The sequence below is a fragment of the Labrys miyagiensis genome (assembly GCF_030160835.1).
GTDB classification, from domain to species: Bacteria; Pseudomonadota; Alphaproteobacteria; order Rhizobiales; family Labraceae; genus Labrys; species Labrys miyagiensis.
On record NZ_BSPC01000022.1, the window covers coordinates 97,424 to 122,069 of the forward strand.

Here is a 24,646-nt window from a genome sequence, read left to right on the forward strand (position 1 = left end):
CTCAGGTCATGGCGGACCTTGTCTTCTGGCTCGCGGCTGGTGGCCGGCGTGCTGGTGACGGCCTTCGGTGTCGCCGGACCCGCTCCAGCCGACACGCCTGTGGTGGCGGTGATGACCTTGCCGCTGACGGAGCTCTGCCCTGATGTGCCGGTGTCCCAAGGACTGAAGGACGTTGCTCAGCGGCTGGTGGTGAAGGCCTGGTATCCGAGCAAGGCGCAGGAGCCGCCGCAAGTGGGATCCCCTTATCCCGTCGTGCTGTTCAACGCTGCATGGGGCGGCAGCAGCGACAGCCATTTCGGACAGATCCATGAACTGGTGACGTATGGTTTCGTGGTGATCAGCATCGATCACCGGCTCGATCTCAACGAGTACGACCAGTTTCTCGACTTCTCCTCGCAGGAGGCCTTCGATCGGACCAAGATCCTGGTCGACGGCAAGGCACGGCAATTCGCGTCGGACAATATTGTCGTCTTCAGTGCGCTGACGGCAGCGGCTAGGTGTGCGGCATCCGACGAGAAGGCCACCCTGATCCGCAGCCTCGATTTCAACCGGACCGGGATCCTGGGTTACTCCTTCGGAGGGGCCGTCGCGGCGCAGACAGCTTGGCAGGACCCACGGTTCAAGGCGGCTCTCAACCTGGATGGCTGGCTTTTCGCCGACGCCTCGACCCTCGGTGTCGTCCAGCCCTTCCTGGAGATCAGCGACGACACGCCGATGCCCACGCCGGCGGATCTCGACTCGCCCAATATGCGCGAGCGCCTGGTGGCTCGCTTGAACGACGCTGACTATAGGCAGTTGCGTGCCAATATGATCAGGCATGGCGGCTACTATCTCGTCATCTCCGGCTCCAACCATGAAAGCTTCGTCGACGTCTCCAAGCGCTCCGTGGCCCAGCAACTCGCGGCTCTTCTGCCCGGCTCCGGCCGTATACCCGAGATCGTCAACGCCTATATCCTGAGCTTTTTCGAGCGTTATGTCGCCGGCAGCCAGACCAGTCTCATCGACCAGATGCCCTCTCCCTACAAAGAGGTCCGGCTCGAATTCGCCCAGCCGCCCGCCTCTTCCCGCTGAGGCAGGGATTGGCCAGGTAGATCAGCCGTGGCGAGCAGGCGAGCGGTACAATAAAACGGCCGGATGAGTTGATTTTCGGGTGTCCCGACCCTGTTTTGGCACGTTTCGGGCTGTTGCACATGTGTACCAGGCACCGCATCGCATGATTCGGGCGCAATTGTGTTCGCGGTCCCACAGTCCGGCGAGTTGACGCAAAGAATGCGCGCGGCGAGGCAAAAGCCAGCGAGTCACGGGCGTGGCCTGATGCCGCGGTGCAGGTGGTTTGCGCCAGCAGTCGAACGGATTCGCTGATGGGAAGTTCGGGTGCGGCGCAATTTGACAGGATTTCGATTCGCGGAGCCGTCACCGGAATATCCATAATATTCTGTTTTTGCTTGATAATTTATATTCTTACGCGAAGTTTTCGTATGCTCGCGATGTGCGTTTTCGCACAGCCTCGTGCCTGAAATGCGGTATAAAGGATGATGAGGATGGATCAGCTTTCGGATAGGGGAGGGCACCAGGAAGTTTCGCCACCACGAGGCGGCCACAGTCGCCAGGTGGTGGCAGCCCGACTTTAGACTGATGGATGTCCTAGAGGTATCACGCAGGCGTCACGCTCCGTAGTGACTATCGTAATGCATCATACAAATTCCGAGTGGCTCCCTCGCATTCTTATGGAGTTTACAGCGGAATCGTTGCATACTAGTTAGGTAATCGGGAAAACTATGCCGGGTCGAACCTCCTTCTTTAGAGGTAGCATATTACTCCTGCGACCCGGCCAGAATTAGAACGTGGCCGATAGAACCACGAAGGTTGCCGAAATATTGAGTGCCGCGGCTTGGTTGGGACAGGCTTGCTGGCGGCGTTGGGAAAAATGATTTGTTCGGAGACTAGAACTGTGAACGATTTTTCTGTGGGTCGCCAAGAACTAGAGCCGTTTACGGCGGGCGGAGGGTTGTCCTCGAAACCCTCAACATCCTTTCTTGATTTCAAGAAGGAAGAATATCCCGTCGGTTCTCACGATGCCCGCTCGGGCGTAAAGCCCGAGCCGGATCTGCAGACGCGCATTGCCATCATCGATGAGAATGCGCTTTCACGCAGCTGTTTGATGCGCTGTCTTTCGGCTTCCGAGCCGAATTTCGTGGCCGAAGGCTATACCAGTGTCGAAGATTGGCGCCGGATGGATGCTCAGGACATTCCCCTGATCGTGCTTTTGTGCGCCACGGGCCGCAAATCGACCGAGGCTGCGGTTCGGCACGATCTCGATCTGGTCATCCAGTCCGCTACCGAGGCACGCGTGATCGTGGTTTCCGACTTCGAGGATTCCACGGAGATTGTCGCGGCGCTCGAGCGCGGAGCGAGGGGCTATATCGCCATGAGCTCCAATCTGGATGTTGCCATTGCGGCCATTCGCCTTGTGCGTGCTGGCGGCACCTTCGTGCCGGCCAGCGGTCTCCTGTCTTCGCGTTCGCCAACCGCCTCGGCGGTGGTGGAGACGGATACGGGCGGCAAGTCACGGCAGAACGTTTTCACCCAGCGCCAGCTTGAGGTGATCGATCGTTTGCGCCAGGGTGAGTCCAACAAGCTCATCGCCTACAAGCTCAACATGGGCGAATGCACGGTTAAGGTGCATGTCCGCAACATCATGCGGAAGATCAAGGCGCGTAACCGCACCGAGATCGCCTTCCTGACCAACGAGCTGTTCTGATTTCGGAGGGCCTCAAAGGGCCCTCCTTGTTTGCCTGAAGCGCCGCTGCGCGTGCCGAAACATTCCGGTACGCGCGGCGGAGCTTTTTCGTTTTCAGGTCCCGTGGCTCCGCAGTGCGGCCGCCTTCGGACAACGCTCCGAAACAGGGAAGCCCGCGTCAGCTCAAAGCGATATTTTGAGGACTGCACCTGGCGGTTGCCGGGGTAGGGTTGCCGGCCTCAGGAAGGGTGGTGGCTCGCATTCTGCGGCCAGCGCCGAAGAAGCTCAAGAGATCCCGGGGGGTGTCCTGCTGCCGCCGCAGGGCCGCGAACGGCTATCTGTCGTGCGGCCCCGACCAGAGGCGCCCCACACCGGTCAGGAAACCTTGATGCCGGTTCCCAACGGTGGCCGACCGGCGTCCGGCGTATTGTAGATCTCGTAGCCCTGGGCGCGCAGAATGTCTCGCGACTTATGGGCGATGGCCGTCCGGCTCTTCACCTTGAGCTTCTTCATGATGTTTCGGATATGCACCTTGACGGTGCTTTCCCGCAGATTGAGTTCATCGGCAATGGCCGCATTCGACTTGCCGCGGCTCACGGCAGCGATGATTGACAATTGGCGGGGCGAGATCGGCGTGTGAGGCCTGCTCGCAAGCTCTGGTCGTGGGGCGCTGGGTTCGTTCGCAGCCCTGATCAGGCTTGCTGCCGGAACGAAAACACCGCCGGCCATCACGAGGCGTGTCGCCTCGATAGCGACCTCGATGCCCAGGCTGGAAGGGATGTAGCCCTTGATGCCCATATCCAGCGCTCGGAAGATGCTGGCGGGATCTTCCGCGTCCGAGAGTAGGATGACAGGGGCCATCTGCCACAGGGCGGTGCCTACACCCAGTGCGTCCAGATCGAGAGCGGTATCACTGTCGCAAAGGAACACCAACGGCGTCGCCGTTTCCTGATCCGCGACGGCGTTCCAGTCATCGATCGACGCAAAAGTCAGCACCCGCCGTTGCGGGAATTCAGCCGCCAGCACCCTGCCCAGACAGTCGCGTTGCAGGGCTCTGTTATTAATCAGCACTATCGGCCCGACCGGACTACTTGCAACCATGGAGCCGCCATTTGATTGACCCGGCAAGTGCGAGGGTGCCGGGAGGGAGGGATCACTCATAACCTGCAGTTTACTTGCTGGGCCGCCTGTGACTGTGGACAAATCAATAGAGCCCAAGCGCAAAATTTCTTCGCGCAAGTTTTGCAACAGTACCAAGGAATCTTCCTTTGTGATGTTGCTTGAATTGACCGTAAGCCGGTGGTTCGGCATAGCAGCTCAAATGTAATCTTTGGGAGAATTACTTATAGTGCAGCACGCTACTGGTGGCACTATTCACAACTCCAAAACCAAAAACTTCTTTTACGCGATACTGCACGGTCACAGAATGATTCAAACGACCCATCATTTCAATCTAGCAATGTTGATAGGAGGATCGGAGAAACGGGGCCAATTTAGGTAGCAGGTAACTCAAAGGCAGTAGATGACGCCGGAGCGCGCTAAACCCCTCGATGTGAGTAGCTTCGCGGGTTAAAGCGCACTGCCTAGCCCTGTCGGCCGCGCTGAAGGAGCCCAAATTGCATAGGCCGCGCCTTCTCAGGCGTGATGCCGGCAGCCATTGCTCATCGAAAGAGCTATTGCCGGGGCCGGCGCAGAAGCGTGGGCCAATCGCGCTTTGGAACCTTGTTCAGGATGGCGCCGAGAATCTTGCCATTGGCCTGCTGAAGGGTCTCCAGAGCCTCGGTGACGTCATCGCTCGTGGTCTTGCCAGCCTCGATGATGAACACCACCGCATCGAGCAGGGGCGCGAGCGCCTTGACGTCGGAGGACATGCTCATGGCCGGCAGATCCACCACGACATAGTCATAGGCCTTCATCACCTTCAGCTCGCCCTGCATGGCGGAGGAGCCGATGAAGAGGTTGATGTCGGTGCTGCGGCCGCTGCCCATGGCGGGAATGAAGTCGAGTCGGGGGGCGATGTTCACGTCGGATACCGTGATCTGGCTTTCGCTATGCTGGAGCACGTCACTGAGGCCATATTTGGCATTTGGCGCATAATGGCGGGTAAGCGTGGAATTGCGCAGGTCGCCATCGACCAGCATGGTGTGCCGGCCGGACGCGGCGAAGAGATGGGCGAGGTTCGACGCGATGGTTGTCTTGCCCTCGCTCGGCAGGCAGGAGACCACACCGATCAGCCGCGGTCCGGAGCTCACCTCGCGACCCATGATGGCCGTGCGTACGGCGCGCAGGCTTTCGGCGAAGGGCGAGACCGTGCCCGCGCGCGAGGTGCTGTAGGACAGGAAATCCTCGGAACTCTCGCCCTGCTCGTCCGAGCGGAATGGCCAAAGCGAGCGCAGGAAGTGAAGGGCCGAGCGCGGCAGATTGATCAGGAAGCTGAGGAGGCCGCCCTCGCGACGGTCTGTCGCCATGGGTACGATGCCGAGGCAGTTGAGGCCGAGGTCGCGCTGGACATGCCGCTTGGCACGCAGCGTGCGATCCAGGCTGTGGAGCACGCCGACCATGCCCAGGCCGGTGAGCAAGGCGAGCGCGAAGGCGAGCGCCAGAATCAGCTTGGTCTGTGGGTAGCTCTTGGCAAGCGGCTCGGCCGCCGCGCTGATGATACGCGAGTCGGAAGCTGAGAATTGCTGCTGGCCCATGTCGCCGGTTCGGACGGCATCCTCGACGGCCTTCTGCTGGGCGTTGACTTCATCCTTGCGCACCTGCAGCCAGTCATTGCTGCTCTGCAGGGAGACGGCTTTGCCAAGGATCTGCTCGCGCATGAACGACGCCGTGATCGAATTGGCGAGGCTGGCAGCGCGCGCCGACGACCGGGAGCGGAAGCCGATCTCCAGCACCAGGGACTGCCCGATCCTGCGGACGGTCACGCGATCGGAGAAGGACTGGAAGGCAGCTTCGGTCCGGCGCCTGGCGAGTTCTCCCGTAGGGTCGGGGTCAGTGATGGGCTTGCCCACGAACTCCGGATCGTCCTGCAGGTCCAGGGTCTGGAAGACATAGCGCAGCACCCGCTCGGATTTGACGATCTGGATCTGGCTTTCCACCTGCGAGTTGTCGAGGTTGACCTGCAGCAGGCTGGGGTCGGTACCCTGCACCGTCGAGAAGGAACTTCTCGGCTGCAGGATGACATTTGTGGAGGCATAGAATTCCGGCGGCGTATAAGCCAGATAACCGATGGCCAGGGCCATACAGAAAATGAACCACAGCACCATTCCCCAGCCATATCGCAGAACTTCCACGATGACGTCGCGAGGACTGAAGCGGTTGGGCTGATCGTTGAGCGGCCTAATATAAAGCATTCCGGCTGCCTTGAACCTTCAGAAATCAAACACGGGGTGGATATGAGGAAATCCGGATCGCACCGCTTTTCCTCGCCTTTCTATCCGTCCGGATGCGAATTGAGCATCCTTTAAATGGCATGATCCGACGATTCTTTCGTTCAGCCGATCAGCATAGCGTCTAGCCTGATCGTCATTCGTCGAATTGCTTATAAAGTTCTTGAACATAAGCCGCAATGGCGGGTGTTGGCGCCTGGCGGCCCCGTCGGGCGTTTCGAAGCACCGAGACCCCCATGGGCGCGTTCGGTTGCGGCGGCTGCCAAAGCTCACGACCGCAACCCCGCGCGCAGGAGGTTGGGGATCTCTTCCTGCTCCTGCTGCTTGGCCGGCACATTGCTCGTGTCGCTGGCGGCACAGGCCAAGCCCGCAAGCATGAAGAAGGAAAGCCCGAGATCGATCAGCGATGCCGAGATCGAACATGTGATGATGTTTGCCAGGCAGGTGGTGCGCGCAGCCGCCCGAACCTCATGGACATACCAGTCCAGCGGCTTTCTCGAGCGTCTGAACAAGATCAGGAACAGGAAAAGGCCGTAGGTGAGGCAGCCGATGATGCCGAGATTGCCGAACACCGCCAGGAGGAAGCTGGAGGAGCGTACCGCGCCGATACCTCCACCCAGTCCAAAGGTGGCGAAGAACGTCTCTATGGACGCCTTGTTCCAGCTGCCACGCTCTTCGGCCGATTGGCTGGTGGCCTTGTTGAACAGCATCTCATCGGCGATTGCCCATACCTGGTCGCCGACCGCGGGTATCAGCATGACCGCAGCGACGATCAGGATGAAGAGGAGAGGTGCAAAGATGAGGAAGGCCATGACGGTCTTCGGTACCGGGCCGCGAATCAGGCGCCAGAGCGATGTCATGTAAAGGATGGCCAGCACCAGAGGCAGGGCTACATAGGCAGTGGTCGCCGTGCACATCACCAGCAGGATCAGGCTGATCATAGCGATGGTGAGGGTCAGCGCCGGGCGCACGCCGCCTAGCCACAGCCTGAAGGTGAAGCCAAAGGTGCCCAGGGTCACGCCGCCGAAGGAGGAGGCCTCTGTGAAAGAGCCGACGATGCGCTTCATGCCCGCAATGACCGTATCATCATGCAGGGCGTAGGTCGTATTGCGCATGAAATCGAGCAGGAACGAGGTGTTCGTCCAGAATGTCGCCAGGTCCACGAGGGCAAAGAAGATATTGAGCACGCAATAGATGAAATAGGCCTGCGCCAGGACGTTGAAGTTGTCGCGGTTCTTGGCGAAGACATAGCAGACCAGGAAGGTGACCAGATCGGCGATAAAGTAGACGGACTGCGTGATGTTGCCGGTCGTCGGCCCGAGCGGCACGAGGAGTGGCGATCCCTCACCGCCGCCCTGGTTGATGGCGGAGACATAGACCGCGCCGGCGAAGATCCTCGGGAAGAGGATGGCGCCCAGGGTGCCCCAAAGTACTGTCAACAGCAGCCAGAAGGCTTCACGCGGAAAGGTGAGGGCTGACCATACCTCGCCGGTCGTGCCGGGTTGGGCGAACATCGCCAGGATGACGAATCCTAGCATCAGATGAGCCGGCTGCACCGGAGCGCCGCCAAGGGCGGTGAGAAACAGGACGGCGCAGGAGCCGAGGAGACCCGACGGAATGAGGATGTAGAATCCCACCACAGGCCCCCGAAACAGGATCAGGAGTCCCAGGAGCAAGGCTACCGCACCAACTGGCTCAATCGTCATCCGAGTTTCAACCTTACGCCAATTTCCCGTCGGAGGCTGGGCAGGGACACGCACCCACCCCCATAGCCCATCGCACGCGCCAACGCCTACCTTAACGCGCAGACTTTACATTCCGCCCCGCCGTGCCTGGCGCGTTGGACATGCTCCTCGGGCCAGTTTCGACCCCGCCGGGTCCTTGCTCTTCGGCGGCCCGTTCAGAAGACCGATACTCCCATTCGGCACAATGCCCCAGCGCTGCATGATCCGGTTTCGGATGGCCATGCCGAGGCCGAAGGAATTTCGTCCATTCAGCGCCGGCCTTCCTTCATGAGATCAAGGTAGCCCTCCGCCGAAGCGTCCCATGAGAAGGATTTTACCTGCTCATGCCCGCGGTCCCTGAGTTCGTCGCGCAACTGGGGCGAGTCCAGCAGGCGCCGGATCTGGGCGAGCCAGGCCTCGGGCTGGTCCGGGGCGGCCATCAACGCAGCCTCGCCGCAGATCTCGGGCATGCTCGCCCGGTCGGAGGAGATGACCGGGCAGCCCAGAGCCATGGCCTCCACGATGGGCAGGCCAAATCCTTCCGTGAAGGACGGAAAGACGAGGCACAGCGCGCCACCCAAGAGGGCTGCAAGATCATCGTCATTGACGAAGCCCATGAAACGCAGATTCGGGGCTGCGACCGTCTGCTCGGCCTCGGCAAAGATGCTGGCCTGGCCGCCAGTCACCACGATGTCGATACCGAGCTCGTCGAGGGCCCGGGCGAGGCCGAAGATCATCCCGTTGTTCTTGTGGCGAGCGCGGCTGCCGAGAATGAAGACATAGGGGCGCTCGAATCGGTGCTTCACCAGGAGGATGGAGCGGCGAGCATCCCATTTGAAGACATGCTCATGCCCATTCGGGAGCACCGTGATCCGTTCTTCCCGGATGGGAAGATGGCGAGCCAGCTCCCGCGCCGAGAAATGGGAGACGGTGGTGATCGCCGCGGACCGGCGGGCAAGGGCGGGAAGCAGGGTCTGGTAGACCGCTCGAAAGCTGCGGCTGTAGCTTTCGGGCATGTTGTAGACATTCGCGTCGTGCATGCAGACGATTTGTCTGCGGCGGACGACCGGCCCCAGATTGCAGAGGTTGAGCAGGAAGGCGCTATCCGCGGCCGGCAGCGCGGCCTGTTCCCAGGCATGCCCGGTTAGGTGTCCGGATCGTACTGGCTTGAGCGCAGCATAAGGCGGAACGGATACGTCACCGGCCGGGAGATAGATATTGGCCCCGCGTCCGTTCTGTTTGAGGATGCGGTCGAGCCGATCCACGATCTCACGGGCGTAGCGTTGCACGCCCGTGACGGGCTGCGTCAGAAAGCGCCCATTGATGGCGAAAGTCGGAAGGTCGACCAGCTGAGGCTTTAAGGTCTGCTCCGCAAGAGCCGCACCTGTCGCACCAGCGGGGTGCGTTGCGTCGGCGATCATCGCAAGCTTCCCATTCAAACGCAGGCTATCAAACGGGCGCGGGGGGAACAAGCATTCCCGCTGCAGCAAACGCCGCTTTTAGCGCTCAATAAAAAACCGCCCCGATAAGTTGGCATTCGGGGCGGTACTGGTGATTGCTGCTGGGAGCAGGGGCGTGACAGCCAAGCGGCGTGCCCATGCCCCAGTTCTAGGCCTTAGTAGGAACCCTTGGACTGCAGCAGGGCCGGGATCGTCTTGAAGATGATGACGATATCCCTCCACAGGCTCCATTCCCGCACATAGCGGACATCGAGGACCACGCGGTGCTGGTAGGAGGTGTCGGAGCGTCCGCTCACCTGCCACAGGCCGGTAAGGCCCGGGCGAACCCGCAGATAGTCCTCGATATAGGCGCCATAGCGGACGATCTCGTCCCGCACGATCGGCCGGGGACCGACCAGGCTCATGTGGCCGCGGATCACGTTGAAGAGCTGGGGCAACTCGTCGACGCTGGACTTGCGCAGGAAGTGGCCCAACGGCGTGATGCGCGGATCGTTTTTGAGCTTGTGGCTCTCCTTCCACTCCTCCAGCGCGCTGGGATTGCTCGCCAGATATTCACGCAGAACCACGTCCGAATTGGTCACCATCGACCGGAACTTCAAACACGGGAAGCTGGTGCCGCCACGCCCGACGCGGCTGTGTCGAATGAAAATCGGACGTCCCTGTGCAACAAGAAGTACACCAACAAGCAAAAGGAACATGGGGAGCAAAAATACAAGCGCAGAAGTCGCAACTGCGACGTCGAATGCACGCTTGCTTGCTCTCCCGAAATCCAGGAAAAAGCCGGAACCTTGCTTCCTTGCCTTGAACACGGAGGCATCATCATTACCGGCAATCCGGCTAAGACTATCAGAGCTAGCCAAGTTCTCCATCTGTCGCCTCGGTCAGAGTGGCATATTACGTTAAGTTACCTAACACTCAAACGCCCGCCGCTCAGCATATTGCGTTGCGGCATTTCAAAACAACGTCTGGAATGTTGCAGCGGGTGAAATATTTTGCTGACAACGATAAACAGAGGCCCAGCCGTCTTTGGATTTGCGTTAAACTAATGAACACTGAATTGCTGAATTTTCGGCCAGAAAGCAAGGATTAGCCCCGACGGAATTCGGAGTAGTGCTGGCATACCGTTGCGTCGCGCATCATAGGTATCACCCTTCGAAAGAACTAAAATTGGGGGTAACATCTAATTATTAGGAGGTAGCAGATCGCATTTCTCTGTACCCCTATGTCCTAATCAATGCCCTCGGTAGCGGTAGAATTTGCCTTATTTTTCAAAGCGAGGCGTAGGTTGTTCCCCCTCCTGGGAGGTGTGGCAGAACGGCCACTGCGACGCATGAATGTGCATAGGGCCCTTTGGGATGCCGCTGCCGCCCTTTGGTGCTGCCAGGACCTGTTCGAATGGTGGGGCCGAGACCACCAGCATATGCCGCTTGAGTCGAAATTTGATGAAAATTGACAAGGTTTTTGGCAAAAATGGGCCGATTATCCATCCATTCGGGGTCTGTGCGAAAACGCACAGAAGTCGCTTCCCACAAGAGATATAATGTCATCTTCGTAGCGCCCGTGTATGGGAACGCGTGGTCGCGTCCTGGGCGGGGTAGAGCCGCGGATTAAGCCATTGGTCGTACGCCCCAGCATGAAAATGCTGGCGGCGAAGTCGTCGTTTGTGCTTGAAGAGGTGAGCGTTCTACTTGGGCGCTGCAGGAAATGGTGCAATGCGAATTGCTATCGTACATTATTGGTTTGTTGGGATGCGCGGCGGTGAGAAAGTCATCGAGGCACTTTGTGAACTATATCCACAGGCCGATATATTTACACATGTGTATCGTCCCGACGCCGTTTCGCCGATAATTCGCAGACATAAGGTTACGACCTCGTTCATCAATGCGTTGCCGGCGGCCCACAAGCTCTACAAGAACTATCTTCCCTTCATGCCGCTGGCGCTCGAAAACCTCGATCTGCGGGGCTATGATCTGGTGATCAGCAGCGAATCCGGCCCAACCAAGGGCATCATCCCCCCCGCCGACGCGACGCATATATGTTATTGTCACTCGCCAATGCGTTATGTCTGGAACATGTTCCATGACTATCGCGAGCGTAGTGGCCTGCTGACGCGTCTGTTGATGCCGCCGATCGCGCATTATATCCGCAACTGGGACGCGGGCTCCGCCTCGCGCGTGGATCACTTCGTCGCCAACTCGAAAACCGTGTCGCGGCGCATACAGTCTTATTATCGACGCGATTCAGATGTCATATTCCCTCCCGTCAGTACAACCGATTTCCAGGCCGTCGATGCTGCGGAGCTCGGTGATTATTATCTGATGGTGGGCGAACTAGTCAGCTACAAGCGGCCGGATCTTGCCGTCGAGGCCTTCAACCGCACCGGCAAGAAACTGATCATTATCGGCAGCGGCGAAATGCTTCCGAAGATCAAGGCCATGGCGGGGCCGACCGTTACAGTCCTGGGGCAGCAGCCCTTCTCTGCGTTGCGTCATCACTATGCGCGCTGCAGGGCGCTGATCTTCCCCGGGGAGGAGGATTTCGGCATCGTTCCGGTCGAGGCGATGGCCAGCGGGCGTCCCGTGATCGCCTACGGGCAGGGCGGGGCAACCGAAACCGTGGTTGCCGACAAGACGGGCGTCTTTTTCGAGACGCAAAGCGTGGAAGCGATCATCGAGGCGATCGAGCGGCTGGAGAGCATGGATATCGACCCGGCCGCAATAACGGCCCATGCGCAGACTTTCGGAAAGAGTGTTTTCATGGAAAAGATGAAAGCCTATGTCGAGCGTCGCGTCAGTGAGAAGCAGGGCAGGCTATAAATCGGCTCCTGCCTGTTGATTCGTTTCGTCAAACCTGCGCAAGTCAAGCATTCTCGCTTGCGCTCCGATTGAAGATTGGTATGTGGCTTCATGAATTCTGATCAATTCCACCAGAGCTCTCATCGCCGCGAAGCAAAGGTCGGCACCGTCAGCAAGTTGGCGGCTGCCTTGCTCATGGCTTCGACCGTACTTGTGGGAATGGCCTCCACCGCACGGGCAGATCCTTATCTGCTGGGCCCCGAAGACAAGCTGAAGATCCGCGTCTATGACTGGCGCCCCTCCAACAACGATGCACATGAATGGGCGGCGTTGACGGGTGAGTTCGTGGTCGGGGCTTCAGGCAATGTCTCGCTGCCGCTCATCGGCGAGGTGCCGGCTGCCGGCAAGAGCACAGCCGACTTTGCGACCCTGATCGGTCAGCGCCTCCAGTCGACCATCGGCCTCTCCAACCGGCCCGATGCTTCGGTGGAAGTCTCGACCTATCGCCCCTTCTTCATCATGGGCTTGGTGACGACCCCCGGCCAATATCCCTACAAGCCCGGCCTCACTGTGCTCCAGGCCGTCAGCACCGCGGGCGGCGTGGTGCGCGTCACCGATCTTGGCTTGCTCGGCTACCAACGCGACAGCCTGGTGACCCGCGGTGATCTGCGTACGCTCGCGGTGGAGCGCCTCGGCTTGATTGCACGCGAAGCCCGGCTCGATGCCGAGCTGCAGAATGCGCAGACAATCACTTTCCCACCCGAGTTGACGAGCCAGTCCTCCTCGCCGCAGGTGCAACAGCTCATGCGCGAGGAACAGCTGCTCTTCGACGCCAGGCACCAGGCTGTCAGCTCGCAGGAGGCCGCGATCGGGCAGACCAAGACACTGCTCGCCGCCGAGATCCAATCTCTCAAGGAGAAGACTGTCTCGCTGGAGCACCAGCTCGATCTCGCCAAGCAGGAGCTCGACAATGTCAACGGCCTGGTTCAGAAGGGCCTGGCCATCGCTTCCCGCCAGCTCCAGCTCGACCAGAATGTCTCGGCCTTCGAAAGCAACCGCCTGGATGTCGAACTTCAGACGCTGCGTGCCCAGCAGGACATATCGAAGGCCGATCGGGACCTTGCCGACGTGCGCAACAAGGCGCGCAACGATACGTTGAACGAGATCTCCGATGTTCGCGCCAAGCTCGCCGCGAATATCGAGAAGACCACGACGACGCAGGGTCTGATCTACAATTCGGAAGTGCAGGCGCCGCAGGCGATGGCCGCGCAGATCGGCTCGATCACCAGCAAGATCCTCTACACGATCGTGCGCACTGTCGACGGCAAGGCGCAATCCATTCCGGCAACTGAGGCGGACGCCGTGCTGCCTGGCGACGTCGTCAAGGTGGATCGCGCCGGTACTTCGTCGGACAGCGTCACGGTGGTGCCGCAGGGGTCTGTCGCTGCCTCAGCCGCCAACGCCCCGCCGACGACATCGCAACAGCCCTGACCAACCCTACATTTCGCCAGAGGCGCGCTAGGAGTTTCCAGCGCGCCTTTTTCTTGTCCTGGCTTCCGGGATGTCGCGGCTCGCCGGCCCCGTCCCTCCCGATATCGACTACCGCGCATCATGGAAGATGATGCCAAGCGTATGGCGTTGGCCTGAGCGCAAGCGGCTGACACCGTGGCGCATGTTCACCCGATAGGCGCCCTTGCTGCCCCGCGCGGGCCGGTTGTGCACGGCGAAGGCGACTGCATCGCCCTGCCGAAGCGGCACCACCTCGGCCCGGCTCTGCATGCGCGGGCGTTGCTCGGTGAGCACGAACTCACCGCCGGTAAAATCGCGCCCCGGCTCGGAGAGCAGGATGGCCACCTGGATCGGGAAGGCGAGGTCGCCGTAGAGATCCTGATGCAGGCAGTTGAAATCGCCGGGGACGTATTGCAGCAGTAGGGGAGTCGCCCGTGTCTGCCCGGCCTGATGGCAAGCCGCCAGGAAGGCGGCATGATCCGGCGGATAGCCTGCGTCGACTCCAAGAAGATCGTTCCAGGCATTGGCGATGGCGGCGAGCGGAGGGTAGAGGGCCGTGCGCAGCTCACCGATCAGGGAGGGCAGGGGATAGCTGAAATAACGATACTCGCCCTTGCCGAAGCCGTGGCGCGCCATGTGGACATGGCTGCGGAAATGCTTCTCCTGCGGATAGAGATCGGCGAGTCCGGCGCACTCCTCCGCTGTCAGCAGCTTGTCGAGGATGGCGCAGCCATAGGTGCCGAGTTCCTCCGAAATGCCCGGCCAATCATAGGCCGCGACCCGCTTGTCGGCGGATTTCACAGGCTCCGACCCTCGCGGCAGGTGAATCGGTGTCGTCGTGGCGTTGTTCATTTGATCGCTCCCGTTCGTTCACGCTCCGCCTTGGTAGGGAGCTGGAGCGCCGGCGACATTCCGTTCCTTGCTGCCGGAACTTAAAATCACCGGCCAAACCTCGGCATAGCCGGGGAGGCTGGAACTTTGCCGGGAGCTACCCGTTCATTTCCCAGGCAGAATTGACCGCGAGGCTTGTCATGTCGGCATTTCGTATTCTTGCGTCCATCGCGGGCCTCGTGTTCGTGGGCAAGATACTCGAGCAGAATCGGCAATTGCGGCTTGCTCTTGATCAGCGTACGGCGGTGAATGCCGCGCTGGCGGACGAAGTCCTGCTTTATCTATGGGCCGAGCGCGCCATGCGGCGGGAACCGGTGTCGACCGAGGCCCGGAGCTGGGACGAGGTGGACGAGGCCAGCGATGAATCATTCCCTGCGAGCGATCCACCCTCTTTCGTAGGTCGGTGAGGAGGTTCGCGCCCGGCCTTCAGCGTGCGATCGCGGCTTCCAGCATCTTGATCCGGGCCGCAGCTTCACCGCGGGTGAGCGATTTCGAAAACGCGTAGGGGTCGTTTATCTGCACGCTCAGGGCCTTGAGCTGACCGATCTGGTCTTCCGTCATCGGTGCGTCGTCGGAATCGGCGGATGAAGACAACGCCTCCGCAGCCATGTCCGGCGCGTCGTCGGTTAACCGCGTTTCCGATCCTGCTCCGGAGGGATCCGGGCCGAGAGGGGGGAACGACATCATTTCTGTACTCCCTGATACGATCGGTCATTGCCCCTGGCGAGGATTGGGCCCGTCTACATCGCCCTCATGTAATACTCGTTCGTGGTGCGCGTGACCTGACCGTCATTCCTGGTCAGGTCGTTCAACGTATAGGATGGAGCTGTTTCCAGCACATCCGTGGAGACGCAGATAACATAGCCACCTGCCTCGGGATCATAATCGAGCTTCGACCAGGGGATGGGAAAATATTTCTCTCCCACGCCGAACAGGCCACCGAAGCCTAAAACGGCAAACATGATCTCGTTGGAGGTCTTGTCGAGAACCAGGTCTTCGACGCTGCCGATCTTCTCGCGATCCACATTATAGACGCTGCTTCCCTGCACCCGCGAGGCAAGGATCGCCGTGGTGTGTCCGGATGTCGTCGGCATTTGAAAGCTCCCTGGGCATGTTGCGAATGCAATCCCAACGTGCCGGAAGGAGCGAATGTTCCGATTTCTATGGGGAAGAAGTGGAATTCCAGCATCCTCGAGGCGCTGTCATCACCAGCGGAGAAGGGATGCGGCATTATCCAGGGCGGCCTGGAGGCCGGCCTGCCGCAAAAGGGCAGTTGCGGTCAGGAGGAACCGGTTTCAGTGCTTGGTCTGAGTCTTGGCAAACCGGCACTCATTGCGAAGGGCGGCTTCGTCGAGGCGCATCATCGCATCTGTAATGACGCGGCGTGCGGAAAATGGAATGCGGCCGCGCATGGCCAGGAAATCGCCGGCGCGCCGGTGGTCGGTGTCCGGCAGAGCTTCGAGCTGCATCAGGGCATCCGCCCAGCGCAGACAGGCTCTCACCTTGCCGGCCGATTGCCGGTTGCTTAGATTCAGGATCGCTTCGTGCGTAGCAAATTCATATTCCAGGGCCGCCTCGATCACCGGATCCTGTCGATCTTTCATTGTTGCCTACTCACCGTGACATTCCGTGAAAGGTAAAATGCTCTCACATAATTTAGTCAAACGTTTTAAGAAAAACACACCGGCAAATTTGCCAGGTGTCGTCAACATGGGTGCAAGCCGTCATCAATTGGATATAAACGATATCATCGCCAAGTCATAGCGTTACGTTTTAGGGACAAACGCGAGTTGTCCGGATGGTAAAACAGTATCCTGCAGTATGACTAACCAAGGGTAATGCCTCTCTCGGAGGATGAGTAGGAAGAAATAGAGGCGGGTAGGCCTCCCACCATTGGTCCGGGGGTAGCACAAAGGAGGATGGTGGTGTCTGGGTACCCTATTTCGACGACCCCTACTATCGCTTGACGGCTGACGGTTTGGGCTTACGCTCCTTCCCAATAGGCACAAATTAATATTGCGCGGCGAGCCAAAAAGTTTCGAAAGGCCTGCGCCGTCGGATTTCCTGGGGGATTGCATGGCGCCTTTGCGGGTTCTTCTGGTCGGGCTTGGTCACATGGGAATGGCGCATGGGCGCGCCTATGACAGCCTGGGGGGCTATGAGATCGCAGGGCTCTGCGCCCGCGGCATCCACAGCCGTACGGACCTTCCGGACCATTGGGGCGCGATCCCCCGCTTCGCCGATTATTATGAGGCGCTTGACGCGGTGAAGCCTGACGTCGTTTCCATCAACACCTGGCCCGACACCCATGCCGCCTTCGCCGTAGCGGCCTTTGAGGCTGGTGCCCACGTTTTTATCGAAAAGCCCCTGGCCGAGACGGCAGAGGACGCCGAGCGCGTCCTGGCCGCGGCGCGCAAGTACGGCAGGAAGCTGGTGGTCGGCTATTCGATGCGCCACAATCCGATCTGGAAGCGCGTGGTGGAACTGGCGCAAGGCCTCGGCAAGCCGCTGGTGATGCGCATGAACCTCAACCAACAGTCGATCGGCCCGTCCTGGACCTGGCATAAGAACCTGCTCTCGGCCCTGTCGCCGATCGTCGATTGCGGCGTGCACTACGTCGACGCCATGTGCCAGATGACCCTGGCCAAGCCGGTGCGCGTCAGCGGCATGGGCGCGCGGCTCTCCGACGAGATCGCGCCCGACCAGTATAATTACGGCCAGCTTCAGGTCTTCTTCGACGATGGCTCGATCGGCTGGTACGAGGCGGCCTGGGGCCCTTCGATCAGCGAGACCGCCTTCATGGTCAAGGATATCATGGGGCCGAAGGGCAGCATCAGCGTCATTCCGCCCTCCCACGAGCTCGGGACACCGAAGGGCGCGACCTGGACCTTTTCCTCCGACATCCACACCCATGGCCGCATGGAATCGGTGCTGCTGCATCATTCGGCGCTCAATCCCGACCAGTCGACGGTGGCGGGCGACGAGATCATCCCGGTGGTCGACAAGCCCGACCATGACCAGATCTGCCGGCTGGAGCAGATCTATCTGCTCGACGCGATCAACGGCAAGGTCGACCTCGACGAACATATGGAGGCGGCGGTCAACAGCCTGAAGATCGTGCTGGCGGCGGATCTCAGCATCAAGGAAAAGCGCGTGGTCGAACTGTAAGGCCGCTGGGATATGGCCATCGAGCGCTATTTCTGTGTCGATGCCGGCGCCACCCGCAGCCGCGGTCGTCTTTGCGATGCCGGTGGCCGCGAGCTTGCCTATGCCGAGGCCGGCCCCGCCAATGCCAGCTATGACCGCGAGCAGGCTGTCGCCAGCATCCTCGACCTCTGGCATCAGCTGAATGCCGGAACGGGGCTGGACGCCGAAGATCGGGCGGACACGGCCTTCGCCATCGGTGGTGCAGGGCTCTATGTCGAGAAACCGCGCGAGGCCTTCCTCGCCCGCTGTCCGGCCTTCGGCGCCACCATCGCCATGAGCGACGGCTATGCCGCTCTGATCGGCGCGGGCGGAGGCCGACCCTGCGCGCTGCTCACCATCGGTACCGGCGTTGCCGGCCATCGCCTGTTCGAGGACGGCACCTCGATCCAGCGCGACGCCTGGGGCTGGATCGTCGGGGATCGTGGCAGCGGCTCCTGGCTGGGGAGAGAGGCCGTGCGCCACGCCCTGGAAGTCCGCGATGGCATCGCCCCGTCCTCGGCGCTCTCCTGCGCAGTGATGGAGCATGTCGGCGGCGCGCGGGGTATCCTCGATGGCGCCTTTGCTGGCCTGAATGCCCATCGCCTTGCGAGCTTTGCTCCGCTGGTGTTGGAGGGAGCCGGTACGGGCTGCCCGGTTGCCGCGGAGATCCTGTCGCGCGGGCTTGTCTATCTCGCGGCCCTCGTCGGCACCCTGCGTTGCGGAGATGTGCCGCTCTATCTCAATGGCGGTCTGGCCGGCGTGCTCCAGGCAGGACTGGTGGCGCACATCGGCCGGCCGGTGCAGGCAGCGGAGGGTGATCCCCTTCAGGGCTGCCTGCTCGTGGCGCAGGGTAGGGCGCCGGTCGAACGCATGATCCTCGAATAGCCTGGAAGGAGCCCGATATGGCCGTGTCGTCCGAGGCCGTGCTGGCTGGCAGCATCCTGACGCCCTCCGGCTGGGTGAAGGGCCGCCTCCTCTTCGAGGGCCGGCGCATCCTGCGCGCCGAGGGGGAGGCGCTGGCGCCAACCGAGGCGCCGAAGCCGCCTCATGTGATTCCCGGTTTCATCGATCTCCACGTGCATGGCGGCGATGGCCATGACTATAGCGGCGGCGAGGAGGCCATCCGTCACTTCATCCGCTTCCACGCCGCCAGCGGTACGGTGGCAATTGCCCCGACCACGGCGACGGCGCCGGTCGAGGTGCTGGATCGGGCGCTGGCCGATATCGAGAGGGTGCGCAACAGCCGGCAGGCCGGCGAGCCGACCGTGCTCGGCGCCCATCTGGAGGGCCCCTTCATCAATCCGGACAAGCTCGGGGCGCAGATGAATGTGCCGCTTGCCGGCAATGTCGCCCTGGCGCTGCGCTGGGCCGATCGCTCCAGGCTGGTGGTGGCGACGGTGGCGCCGGAAATTCCCGGTGGCGTCGAGGTGGTGGAGGCGCTGACGGCGCGCGGCTGCCGGGTGCAGATCGGTCACAGCCTCGCCAGCGCCAGCGAGACGGCGACCGCCTTCGGGCGCGGCATGGCGGGCTTCACCCATCTCTTCAACGCCATGTCGGGCGTCGATCATCGCGAGCCGGGCGTTGCCGCCTACGCGCTGGCTCGGGGGCGCTATGCCGAGATGATCTGCGACCTTCATCACGTGCATCCGACCGTCCTGCTCGCCGCCTGGCGCGCCATCCCGCGCCTCTACGCCATCACCGACGCCACCACCTTCGCCGGCCGGCCGGATGGCGAGTACCGCACCGACAGCCGCACGGTGATCAAGAAAGGCCTGCGCATCACGCTGGCCAATGGCACGACCCTGGCCGGCAGCGCCATCACCATGCTGGATGCCTTCCGCAACCTGGTATCGCTGGGCCTCTCTCTGGCCGAAGCCTCGGAACTCTGCGCCACAAGGCAGGCGGAGTATCTCGCCCTTGCCGATCTCGGTCGCATCGTGCCGGGCGCGCTGGCGAGCGTGGTGGTTCTGGAAGAGGGGCTGGCGCTCGGGTCGGTGTGGGTAGAGGGGGAAGAGATCTAGCGGGGGATGCGGAGTGGCTGGGACCGCGGACGTCCTCGTCCGCCTCTTGGAAATAATGCGTTCTACGATAAAGGAAGAGCGGACGGGGACGTCCGCGGTCCCAGCCACGGCGCCTTCCGGGCTATGGTAACAGCACCAGCGTCCGCTTCTCCCGGGCCGAATGCACGGCGGTGTCGATGATGCGCTGGGCGGTGCGGCAGAGCGCTGGATCCAGCGGTCCTTCGATGGGCAGCTTCTCCGCCTTGCAGTGGAGCACATATTGCACCGGCGAGCGGTAGGGCGCCTTGAGCTCATCGACGGGAAGCGTGTGGATCTCTGGATGCCCGCGCGTCTGCAGGCTGACATGGCTGTCATAGTCGTAGCAGGACATCGTGCCGTCCGTGCCGACGATGACGAAGCCGCATTTGGGCTGGGGCTGCGTGGTCCAGGGATCGGTGAAGGTGCCCCAGCGCGTCTCGAGCTTGGAGAGGCCTCGCCGGTAGCGGCAGATGGTGATGGAGTGCTCGTCGACCTCCAGGCCCGCCGGCTGGTCGACCACGGCCGTGACCTCGATCGGCGCCTCGCCATTCATGAACCAGGTGCCGAGCGTGGCGCCATAGCCGATATAATCGAGCAGGCTGCCCCCGCCCGAGGCCTGCTTGTACCACCAGGACTGCGGCTTGAGGCGGTTCACCTCCTCTTCGGAGACCTCGACCTTGTCGGCCAGGTGATAAAGGGGCCCGCGATTGCCGCCATAGTGATGCACCTCGATCGGAGCACCGATCACGCCCTCGTCGAGCAGCCGCTTGGCAGTGACGAGCGCCGGTGACCAGCGCAGCGGCCAGTTGATCGCCAGCTTCGTACCCGCCTTGGCGACGGCGGCGAGGATGCGATCGGCATCGGCGAGCGAGGCGGCGAAGGGCTTTTCGATCATCATGTCGACGCCGAGCCTGGCCACGATCTCGGCGACGTTGGCATGGCGGGCCGTGGCGGCGCAGATGATAGCGAGATCCGGCTTCGTCGCCTCGAGGCAGGCGCGGATGTCCGTGAAGACCCGCTCAGGCGGAATGGCGAAAGTCTCGATGGCGGAGGCCATGCGGGCCGGATCGGCATCGCAGATACCGGCGATCTCGGCATGGGGATGTTCATGCACCTCCCGCAGGAGGTCGCCCATATGCATATGCTCGAAACTGAGGCCGACGACGCGCCAGGTCTGCATTTCCGTTCCTCCCATTGTCTGTTGCCGCGCGTCTTCGATGAACCTGCGGTCGATTGGGCCGGGGTTCAGACGTTCTTGCGGCCTTGTTTGCGGGGTGCTGCCGTCGATGACTTGCCGCTGCTGGATTCGTCTTCTTCCCCGGCGCCGCGCAATTGTGCCACGCGCAGCACCAGCGCCATGGCGACCGAGAGCGTGGCGGCAAGCGATTTGAAGCCGGAGAAATCCTCCTCCACCACCTCGACATAGGCCTTCGACAGGGGAACGAGTGGGCTGAAGGCGCTGTCGGTGATCGAGAGGATGGGTACGCCGCGCTGTCCGGCCGAGGCGGCAAGTTCGGGCGTGATCGAATTATAGGGCGTGAAGCTGATTGCCAGCACGGCGTCCGCGCGTGTCGCAAGCCGCATATGCTCGAAGGCGGCCGAGCCGACATTGTCGACCATGATGTTGCGGATATCGAGCTTGGACAGCGCCAGCGAAACATAGCTCGACACCGAGAAGGCGCGCTTGGAGCCGACGATATAGACGAGCTTCGCGGCCGCCAGCGAAGCCGCCATGGCCTCGAAGGCCTGGAGGTCGAGGCGCTCCGTCACTCTGGAGAGTGACACGGTGGAAGACTTGACGAAGCCGTCCACCAGCGTCGCCGCTTCGGCGCTCGCCTGGCCATCGGACGGTGAGGCGCCCTTCGCGTCCCGCTGGCCGCTGCGGATATAGGCCTTGAAGATGTCCTGCAGGTCGGAAAAGCCGGAATAGCCGAAGGTCTGGGCGAAACGCACCAGGGTCGAGGGCTGCACGCCGACCTGTTCGGCGAGGCTGGTGACGGTGCCGAGGGCCACCACGGTCGGGTGTTGCCAGAGATAGATCGCCACCTGCCGGAGCTTGTTGGGCAGGCGCACCGTTCCGGAAGAGAGGACGGCGCGCAGCTCCTCATAGCTCTCCGGCCGGGAATAGCCGAAGGCCGCGCGATCCTCGTCCTTGTTCACCACCGGAATGATTTCAGCCATCGACACTCCAGTCACACATATTCGACTAGGCATTCACGCAAATATCCCTGAGGATCGCCCGTCAGCAGGCCGCGCAGATGCATGGCGATGGCGGGCACTGCCGTCGAATCCCTGAGATCGCGGCCGAACACCGCCTCGATACCGATCAGCGCCCGCGCCAGTCCATCGAAATCATCGCCGGTCTGCTCGCCGATGGCGATGACCTCTGCCGCCATCGGATCGTCGGGCTGCCAACGGTTGCCGAAGCGCCGGGCGCCGCAGAGCACATAGGCGAGCCAGCTTGTGACTGCCAGCGCCAGCAGGCCGGGGGCGTGGCGGGCGGCGAGGCGCTCGCGCAGGGGATTGACCAGGCGCTGCACGATCTTCTGCGAGCCATCCGTGCCGATCTGGTGGCAGCGGTGCCGGATCGCGCTGTTGGCGATGCGCGAGAGCGAAGTGTCGATATAGGGGGCGATCCGCATGCCAGGTGCATGGGGCAGGGTGCCCGCGGTTTCCCTCTCCAGCATGCGGCGAACGAGCGGAGCCAGCACCGGATCATCCGCAGCCTGGAAACTGAAGGCATGGCCCAGAAGGGCGCCGAGATGGGAGAGTGTCGATTGTGCGGCGTTGAGCACGCGCATCTTGATCAGCTCATAGGGCGTGACGTCGGCTACGAATTGCGCACCGGCGAGATCCCAGGGTGGGCGGTCGGCGGCGAAGTGGTCATCTATCACCCATTGGCGGAACGGTTCGCCGACAACGGCCGCCTCGTCCCGGGCCCCGATGGTCTCGCTGGCGGAAACAAGATCCTCGGCCGTGGGGGCAGGAGCGATGCGGTCAACCATCGTAGAGGGAAAGGCGACATTCGTCTCGATCCAGGCTGCCAATGGCGACGACTGGGCGGCAATGAAGGCAGTGAGGACGGAACGCAGCAAGGCACCGTTACCGGGAACATTATCGCAGCTGATCAGGGTCAGGCCGCCAGCGCCGGTGCGGCGCCGCCGTTCCAGCGCCAAGGCGAGCAGCCCGAGGGCACTGGCCGGCGGCGAGGCGCCGTCGCGGTCGCAGATGACGTCAGGACGGGACCAGTCGAGCGCGCCGGAGGAGGGGATGTGGCAATAGCCCTTTTCCGTCAGCGTCATGGTCACGACCTTGATCTGCGGCGCCGCGAGGGCAGAGATCGCGGCCTCGCCATCGGTGGGATCCCTGATGTCGATGACCTTTCTGATTGCACCGATCACCCGCGTCTGTGCGCTCGCGCCCTCGCGCAAGGTGCGGCTGTAGAGTCCATCCTGCGGTGCCAGGATATCCGTCAGCAACGGCGGCCTCAGATTGATGCCGACGACACCCCAGGAGCCGAAGCGGGCCTCCAGCATGTCGTCGGTGAACTCGCCCTGGTGGCAGCGATGGAAGGCGCCGACGCCGATATGGGCCATGCCAATGGCAAGCTTCGTGCGGTCATAATGCGGGCGGCGCGATCCCGGCGAGAGCTTGGCGAGAGTGTCTTGCGACAGTCGCTGCATGTCCCAGTCCTACTCCCGGACACCGATCACGAAGCCCTGCTCCTGGTCGATCAGCGAGCCCGTCATCGGCGCGGAGGCATCGCTCAGCAGGAAGAGCGCCAGGCGCGCGACATCCTCGGGCAGGAGGAGGCTGCCGGAGGGCTGTGCCGCATTGGCCCTGGCGAGCCAGTCTTCGCCGAGGCCGAGGGTCACGGCCTGCATCTGCCGCTCGGCTGGGGTATCCGCCCAGCCGACGTTGATGCCGTTGATGCGGATGCGATCGAAGCGGTGGGAGAAGGCGGCATTCTTGGTCAGTAAAGCGAGCGCCGCCTTGGTGGAAGCGTAGATGGCGAGGTCCGGCGTGCCGCCATGGGCGTTCATGCTGAGGATGTTGACGATGGAGCCCGGCGCCCGACGCTTGGCGAGGTGGTTGATCACGCCCTGCATGAGGAAGAGCGGCGTGCGGACATTCACGGCGTAGAGCCGGTCGAAGAAATCCGGCGAGGCGGCCGCCACCGTGCCGCGATTGGTATCGGCGGCGGCATTGACCAGCAGGTCGATACGCTCAAACCGCGCGAAGGCGGCCTTCAGCACATCGGACGGCGCTTCCGCGCCGCCGAGTTCGGCCGGGATGAAATGAGCGGGGACGCCGAGAGAGCTGATCTCGCGCGCAGCGTCGGCGCCGCGATCGGGGTTGCGGCCGACCAGCGCAATACCGGCCGCTCCGGACTTCGCCACCGCCACGGCAATGGCGCGCCCGATACCCTGCGTACCCCCGGTGATCAGGGCCACCTTGTCCTTGAGCTGCGTTTCCATCTTAAGCCCGCCTGGCTTGTTGTTGCGAATGATTTTGAGCCAGATATTCCAAATGTCAAATAAGGGAAATTTTGTTCTAAATTGACTGTGATCGGCTTTTACGGCTGCCAAGTAGCGCAATGCCATTCCACCGCAGCGAATGGTCCGAAGTGTCGTGGATCGCGTTGTGGTACCGGCCATACGGAGGGCCGAATTCAAGCTGACAAAGGCGCGAACTGATGTGCGTCATTCCGGCTGCAGCGAAGCGGAAGGCCGGAATCGATGAACACAGCCCTCACAAGACTGTGGTCATGGATTCCGGGTCTTCCTTTGGTCGCCCGGAATGACGCGATCCGTCCCAGATAACTCGAATTTGCGGTTTCGGCTGGCCATGTTGCTAAATTGACAAATAGAAATTTATTGCGATTATCAAATCAATCGCCGAAATTTTCCCGG

At 61.6% G+C, this 24,646-nt stretch carries 21 protein-coding genes; 8 read left to right on the plus strand and 13 right to left on the minus strand.

Going from position 1 to position 24,646, the window contains the following annotated elements; genetic code table 11:
- The first annotated feature begins 18 nt into the window (after positions 1-18).
- Together QQL24_RS11825 and QQL24_RS11830 are read left to right on the plus strand one after the other, a co-directional pair.
- Positions 19-1,071 carry an alpha/beta hydrolase family protein gene (locus QQL24_RS11825; protein WP_284312253.1) on the plus strand — a complete coding sequence of 351 codons (1,053 nt, stop codon included), beginning with the start codon at positions 19-21 and terminating at the stop codon, positions 1,069-1,071.
- Positions 1,072-1,906: 835 nt separating this feature from the next.
- On the plus strand, positions 1,907-2,761 hold the full coding sequence (locus QQL24_RS11830) for a LuxR C-terminal-related transcriptional regulator (protein WP_284312254.1): 855 nt from the start codon (positions 1,907-1,909) through the stop codon (positions 2,759-2,761).
- A gap of 354 nt (positions 2,762-3,115) precedes the next feature.
- Here the strand turns inward: QQL24_RS11830 and QQL24_RS11835 are convergent, their stop codons facing one another.
- From QQL24_RS11835 to QQL24_RS11855, 5 genes are all read right to left on the minus strand, one after another.
- Complete coding sequence (locus QQL24_RS11835; protein ID WP_284312255.1) at positions 3,116-4,051, minus strand: response regulator transcription factor; 936 nt, start codon at positions 4,049-4,051, stop codon at positions 3,116-3,118.
- A 362-nt stretch (positions 4,052-4,413) separates the two neighbouring features.
- A complete protein-coding gene (locus tag QQL24_RS11840; RefSeq protein WP_284312256.1) occupies positions 4,414-6,093 on the minus strand; it encodes a tyrosine-protein kinase domain-containing protein in 1,680 nt (559 codons plus the stop codon).
- Between the two features lie 305 nt (positions 6,094-6,398).
- Positions 6,399-7,835: a hypothetical protein gene (locus QQL24_RS11845; protein WP_284312257.1), complete on the minus strand. Its 1,437-nt coding sequence runs from the start codon at positions 7,833-7,835 to the stop codon at positions 6,399-6,401.
- A 287-nt stretch (positions 7,836-8,122) separates the two neighbouring features.
- A complete protein-coding gene (locus QQL24_RS11850) occupies positions 8,123-9,274 on the minus strand; it encodes a glycosyltransferase family 4 protein (RefSeq protein WP_284312258.1) in 1,152 nt (383 codons plus the stop codon).
- 194 nt (positions 9,275-9,468) lie between these two features.
- Positions 9,469-10,182, minus strand: a complete 714-nt coding sequence (locus tag QQL24_RS11855) for a sugar transferase (RefSeq protein ID WP_348536446.1) — start codon at positions 10,180-10,182, stop codon at positions 9,469-9,471.
- Positions 10,183-11,025: 843 nt separating this feature from the next.
- Between QQL24_RS11855 and QQL24_RS11860 the strand changes: the two genes are divergently transcribed.
- Both QQL24_RS11860 and QQL24_RS11865 read left to right on the plus strand, forming a co-directional pair.
- The gene (locus tag QQL24_RS11860; protein ID WP_284312259.1) at positions 11,026-12,129 is read left to right on the plus strand and encodes a glycosyltransferase; all 1,104 of its coding nucleotides are present in this window, start codon (positions 11,026-11,028) and stop codon (positions 12,127-12,129) included.
- A 90-nt stretch (positions 12,130-12,219) separates the two neighbouring features.
- Positions 12,220-13,599 (plus strand): polysaccharide biosynthesis/export family protein, encoded by a 1,380-nt coding sequence (locus QQL24_RS11865; RefSeq protein WP_284312260.1) that lies wholly within the window; start codon positions 12,220-12,222, stop codon positions 13,597-13,599.
- A 108-nt stretch (positions 13,600-13,707) separates the two neighbouring features.
- On the opposite strand, the gene QQL24_RS11870 is transcribed toward QQL24_RS11865, so the two are convergent.
- Positions 13,708-14,469 (minus strand): 2OG-Fe(II) oxygenase, encoded by a 762-nt coding sequence (locus QQL24_RS11870; protein ID WP_284312261.1) that lies wholly within the window; start codon positions 14,467-14,469, stop codon positions 13,708-13,710.
- Between the two features lie 179 nt (positions 14,470-14,648).
- Between QQL24_RS11870 and QQL24_RS11875 the strand changes: the two genes are divergently transcribed.
- A complete protein-coding gene (locus QQL24_RS11875; protein ID WP_284312262.1) occupies positions 14,649-14,915 on the plus strand; it encodes a hypothetical protein in 267 nt (88 codons plus the stop codon).
- A 19-nt stretch (positions 14,916-14,934) separates the two neighbouring features.
- Here the strand turns inward: QQL24_RS11875 and QQL24_RS11880 are convergent, their stop codons facing one another.
- From QQL24_RS11880 to QQL24_RS11890, 3 genes are all read right to left on the minus strand, one after another.
- Positions 14,935-15,195 (minus strand): DUF3072 domain-containing protein, encoded by a 261-nt coding sequence (locus QQL24_RS11880; protein WP_284312263.1) that lies wholly within the window; start codon positions 15,193-15,195, stop codon positions 14,935-14,937.
- Between the two features lie 53 nt (positions 15,196-15,248).
- The gene (locus tag QQL24_RS11885) at positions 15,249-15,602 is read right to left on the minus strand and encodes a PRC-barrel domain-containing protein (protein ID WP_284312265.1); all 354 of its coding nucleotides are present in this window, start codon (positions 15,600-15,602) and stop codon (positions 15,249-15,251) included.
- Between the two features lie 201 nt (positions 15,603-15,803).
- Positions 15,804-16,091, minus strand: a complete 288-nt coding sequence (locus QQL24_RS11890; RefSeq protein WP_284312267.1) for a hypothetical protein — start codon at positions 16,089-16,091, stop codon at positions 15,804-15,806.
- A 493-nt stretch (positions 16,092-16,584) separates the two neighbouring features.
- Here QQL24_RS11890 and QQL24_RS11895 point away from each other — a divergent pair, with 493 nt between their 5' ends.
- Genes QQL24_RS11895 through QQL24_RS11905 form a run of 3 tightly spaced genes read left to right on the plus strand, consistent with a single transcriptional unit; the run spans position 16,585 to position 19,715 of the window.
- The gene (locus QQL24_RS11895; protein ID WP_284312269.1) at positions 16,585-17,676 is read left to right on the plus strand and encodes a Gfo/Idh/MocA family protein; all 1,092 of its coding nucleotides are present in this window, start codon (positions 16,585-16,587) and stop codon (positions 17,674-17,676) included.
- A 12-nt stretch (positions 17,677-17,688) separates the two neighbouring features.
- Complete coding sequence (locus QQL24_RS11900; protein ID WP_284312270.1) at positions 17,689-18,579, plus strand: glucosamine kinase nucleotide-binding domain-containing protein; 891 nt, start codon at positions 17,689-17,691, stop codon at positions 18,577-18,579.
- Between the two features lie 17 nt (positions 18,580-18,596).
- The gene (locus QQL24_RS11905; protein WP_284312271.1) at positions 18,597-19,715 is read left to right on the plus strand and encodes an N-acetylglucosamine-6-phosphate deacetylase; all 1,119 of its coding nucleotides are present in this window, start codon (positions 18,597-18,599) and stop codon (positions 19,713-19,715) included.
- 121 nt (positions 19,716-19,836) lie between these two features.
- On the opposite strand, the gene QQL24_RS11910 is transcribed toward QQL24_RS11905, so the two are convergent.
- From QQL24_RS11910 to QQL24_RS11925, 4 genes are all read right to left on the minus strand, one after another.
- Positions 19,837-20,913 carry a Gfo/Idh/MocA family protein gene (locus QQL24_RS11910; protein ID WP_284312272.1) on the minus strand — a complete coding sequence of 359 codons (1,077 nt, stop codon included), beginning with the start codon at positions 20,911-20,913 and terminating at the stop codon, positions 19,837-19,839.
- 65 nt (positions 20,914-20,978) lie between these two features.
- Positions 20,979-21,914, minus strand: coding sequence for a MurR/RpiR family transcriptional regulator (locus tag QQL24_RS11915; RefSeq protein WP_284312274.1), 936 nt, complete (start codon positions 21,912-21,914; stop codon positions 20,979-20,981).
- A gap of 11 nt (positions 21,915-21,925) precedes the next feature.
- Complete coding sequence (locus tag QQL24_RS11920) at positions 21,926-23,416, minus strand: mannitol dehydrogenase family protein (protein ID WP_284312275.1); 1,491 nt, start codon at positions 23,414-23,416, stop codon at positions 21,926-21,928.
- A 9-nt stretch (positions 23,417-23,425) separates the two neighbouring features.
- Positions 23,426-24,211, minus strand: coding sequence for an SDR family oxidoreductase (locus QQL24_RS11925; RefSeq protein WP_284312276.1), 786 nt, complete (start codon positions 24,209-24,211; stop codon positions 23,426-23,428).
- Positions 24,212-24,646 lie beyond the last annotated feature (435 nt).

What these genes read in the sequence shown, in the direction of transcription:
- QQL24_RS11835 (WP_284312255.1), bottom strand. Translation starts at nt 4,051, where the DNA reads ATGCCGAACCACCGGCTTACGGTCAATTCAAGCAACATCACAAAGGAA.
- QQL24_RS11840 (WP_284312256.1), bottom strand. Translation starts at nt 6,093, where the DNA reads ATGCTTTATATTAGGCCGCTCAACGATCAGCCCAACCGCTTCAGTCCT.
- QQL24_RS11845 (WP_284312257.1), bottom strand. Translation starts at nt 7,835, where the DNA reads ATGACGATTGAGCCAGTTGGTGCGGTAGCCTTGCTCCTGGGACTCCTG.
- QQL24_RS11850 (WP_284312258.1), bottom strand. Translation starts at nt 9,274, where the DNA reads ATGATCGCCGACGCAACGCACCCCGCTGGTGCGACAGGTGCGGCTCTT.
- QQL24_RS11855 (WP_348536446.1), bottom strand. Translation starts at nt 10,182, where the DNA reads ATGGAGAACTTGGCTAGCTCTGATAGTCTTAGCCGGATTGCCGGTAAT.
- QQL24_RS11860 (WP_284312259.1), top strand. Translation starts at nt 11,026, where the DNA reads ATGCGAATTGCTATCGTACATTATTGGTTTGTTGGGATGCGCGGCGGT.
- QQL24_RS11865 (WP_284312260.1), top strand. Translation starts at nt 12,220, where the DNA reads ATGAATTCTGATCAATTCCACCAGAGCTCTCATCGCCGCGAAGCAAAG.
- QQL24_RS11870 (WP_284312261.1), bottom strand. Translation starts at nt 14,469, where the DNA reads ATGAACAACGCCACGACGACACCGATTCACCTGCCGCGAGGGTCGGAG.
- QQL24_RS11875 (WP_284312262.1), top strand. Translation starts at nt 14,649, where the DNA reads ATGTCGGCATTTCGTATTCTTGCGTCCATCGCGGGCCTCGTGTTCGTG.
- QQL24_RS11880 (WP_284312263.1), bottom strand. Translation starts at nt 15,195, where the DNA reads ATGATGTCGTTCCCCCCTCTCGGCCCGGATCCCTCCGGAGCAGGATCG.
- QQL24_RS11885 (WP_284312265.1), bottom strand. Translation starts at nt 15,602, where the DNA reads ATGCCGACGACATCCGGACACACCACGGCGATCCTTGCCTCGCGGGTG.
- QQL24_RS11895 (WP_284312269.1), top strand. Translation starts at nt 16,585, where the DNA reads ATGGCGCCTTTGCGGGTTCTTCTGGTCGGGCTTGGTCACATGGGAATG.
- QQL24_RS11900 (WP_284312270.1), top strand. Translation starts at nt 17,689, where the DNA reads ATGGCCATCGAGCGCTATTTCTGTGTCGATGCCGGCGCCACCCGCAGC.
- QQL24_RS11905 (WP_284312271.1), top strand. Translation starts at nt 18,597, where the DNA reads ATGGCCGTGTCGTCCGAGGCCGTGCTGGCTGGCAGCATCCTGACGCCC.
- QQL24_RS11910 (WP_284312272.1), bottom strand. Translation starts at nt 20,913, where the DNA reads ATGCAGACCTGGCGCGTCGTCGGCCTCAGTTTCGAGCATATGCATATG.
- QQL24_RS11915 (WP_284312274.1), bottom strand. Translation starts at nt 21,914, where the DNA reads ATGGCTGAAATCATTCCGGTGGTGAACAAGGACGAGGATCGCGCGGCC.
- QQL24_RS11920 (WP_284312275.1), bottom strand. Translation starts at nt 23,416, where the DNA reads ATGCAGCGACTGTCGCAAGACACTCTCGCCAAGCTCTCGCCGGGATCG.
- QQL24_RS11925 (WP_284312276.1), bottom strand. Translation starts at nt 24,211, where the DNA reads ATGGAAACGCAGCTCAAGGACAAGGTGGCCCTGATCACCGGGGGTACG.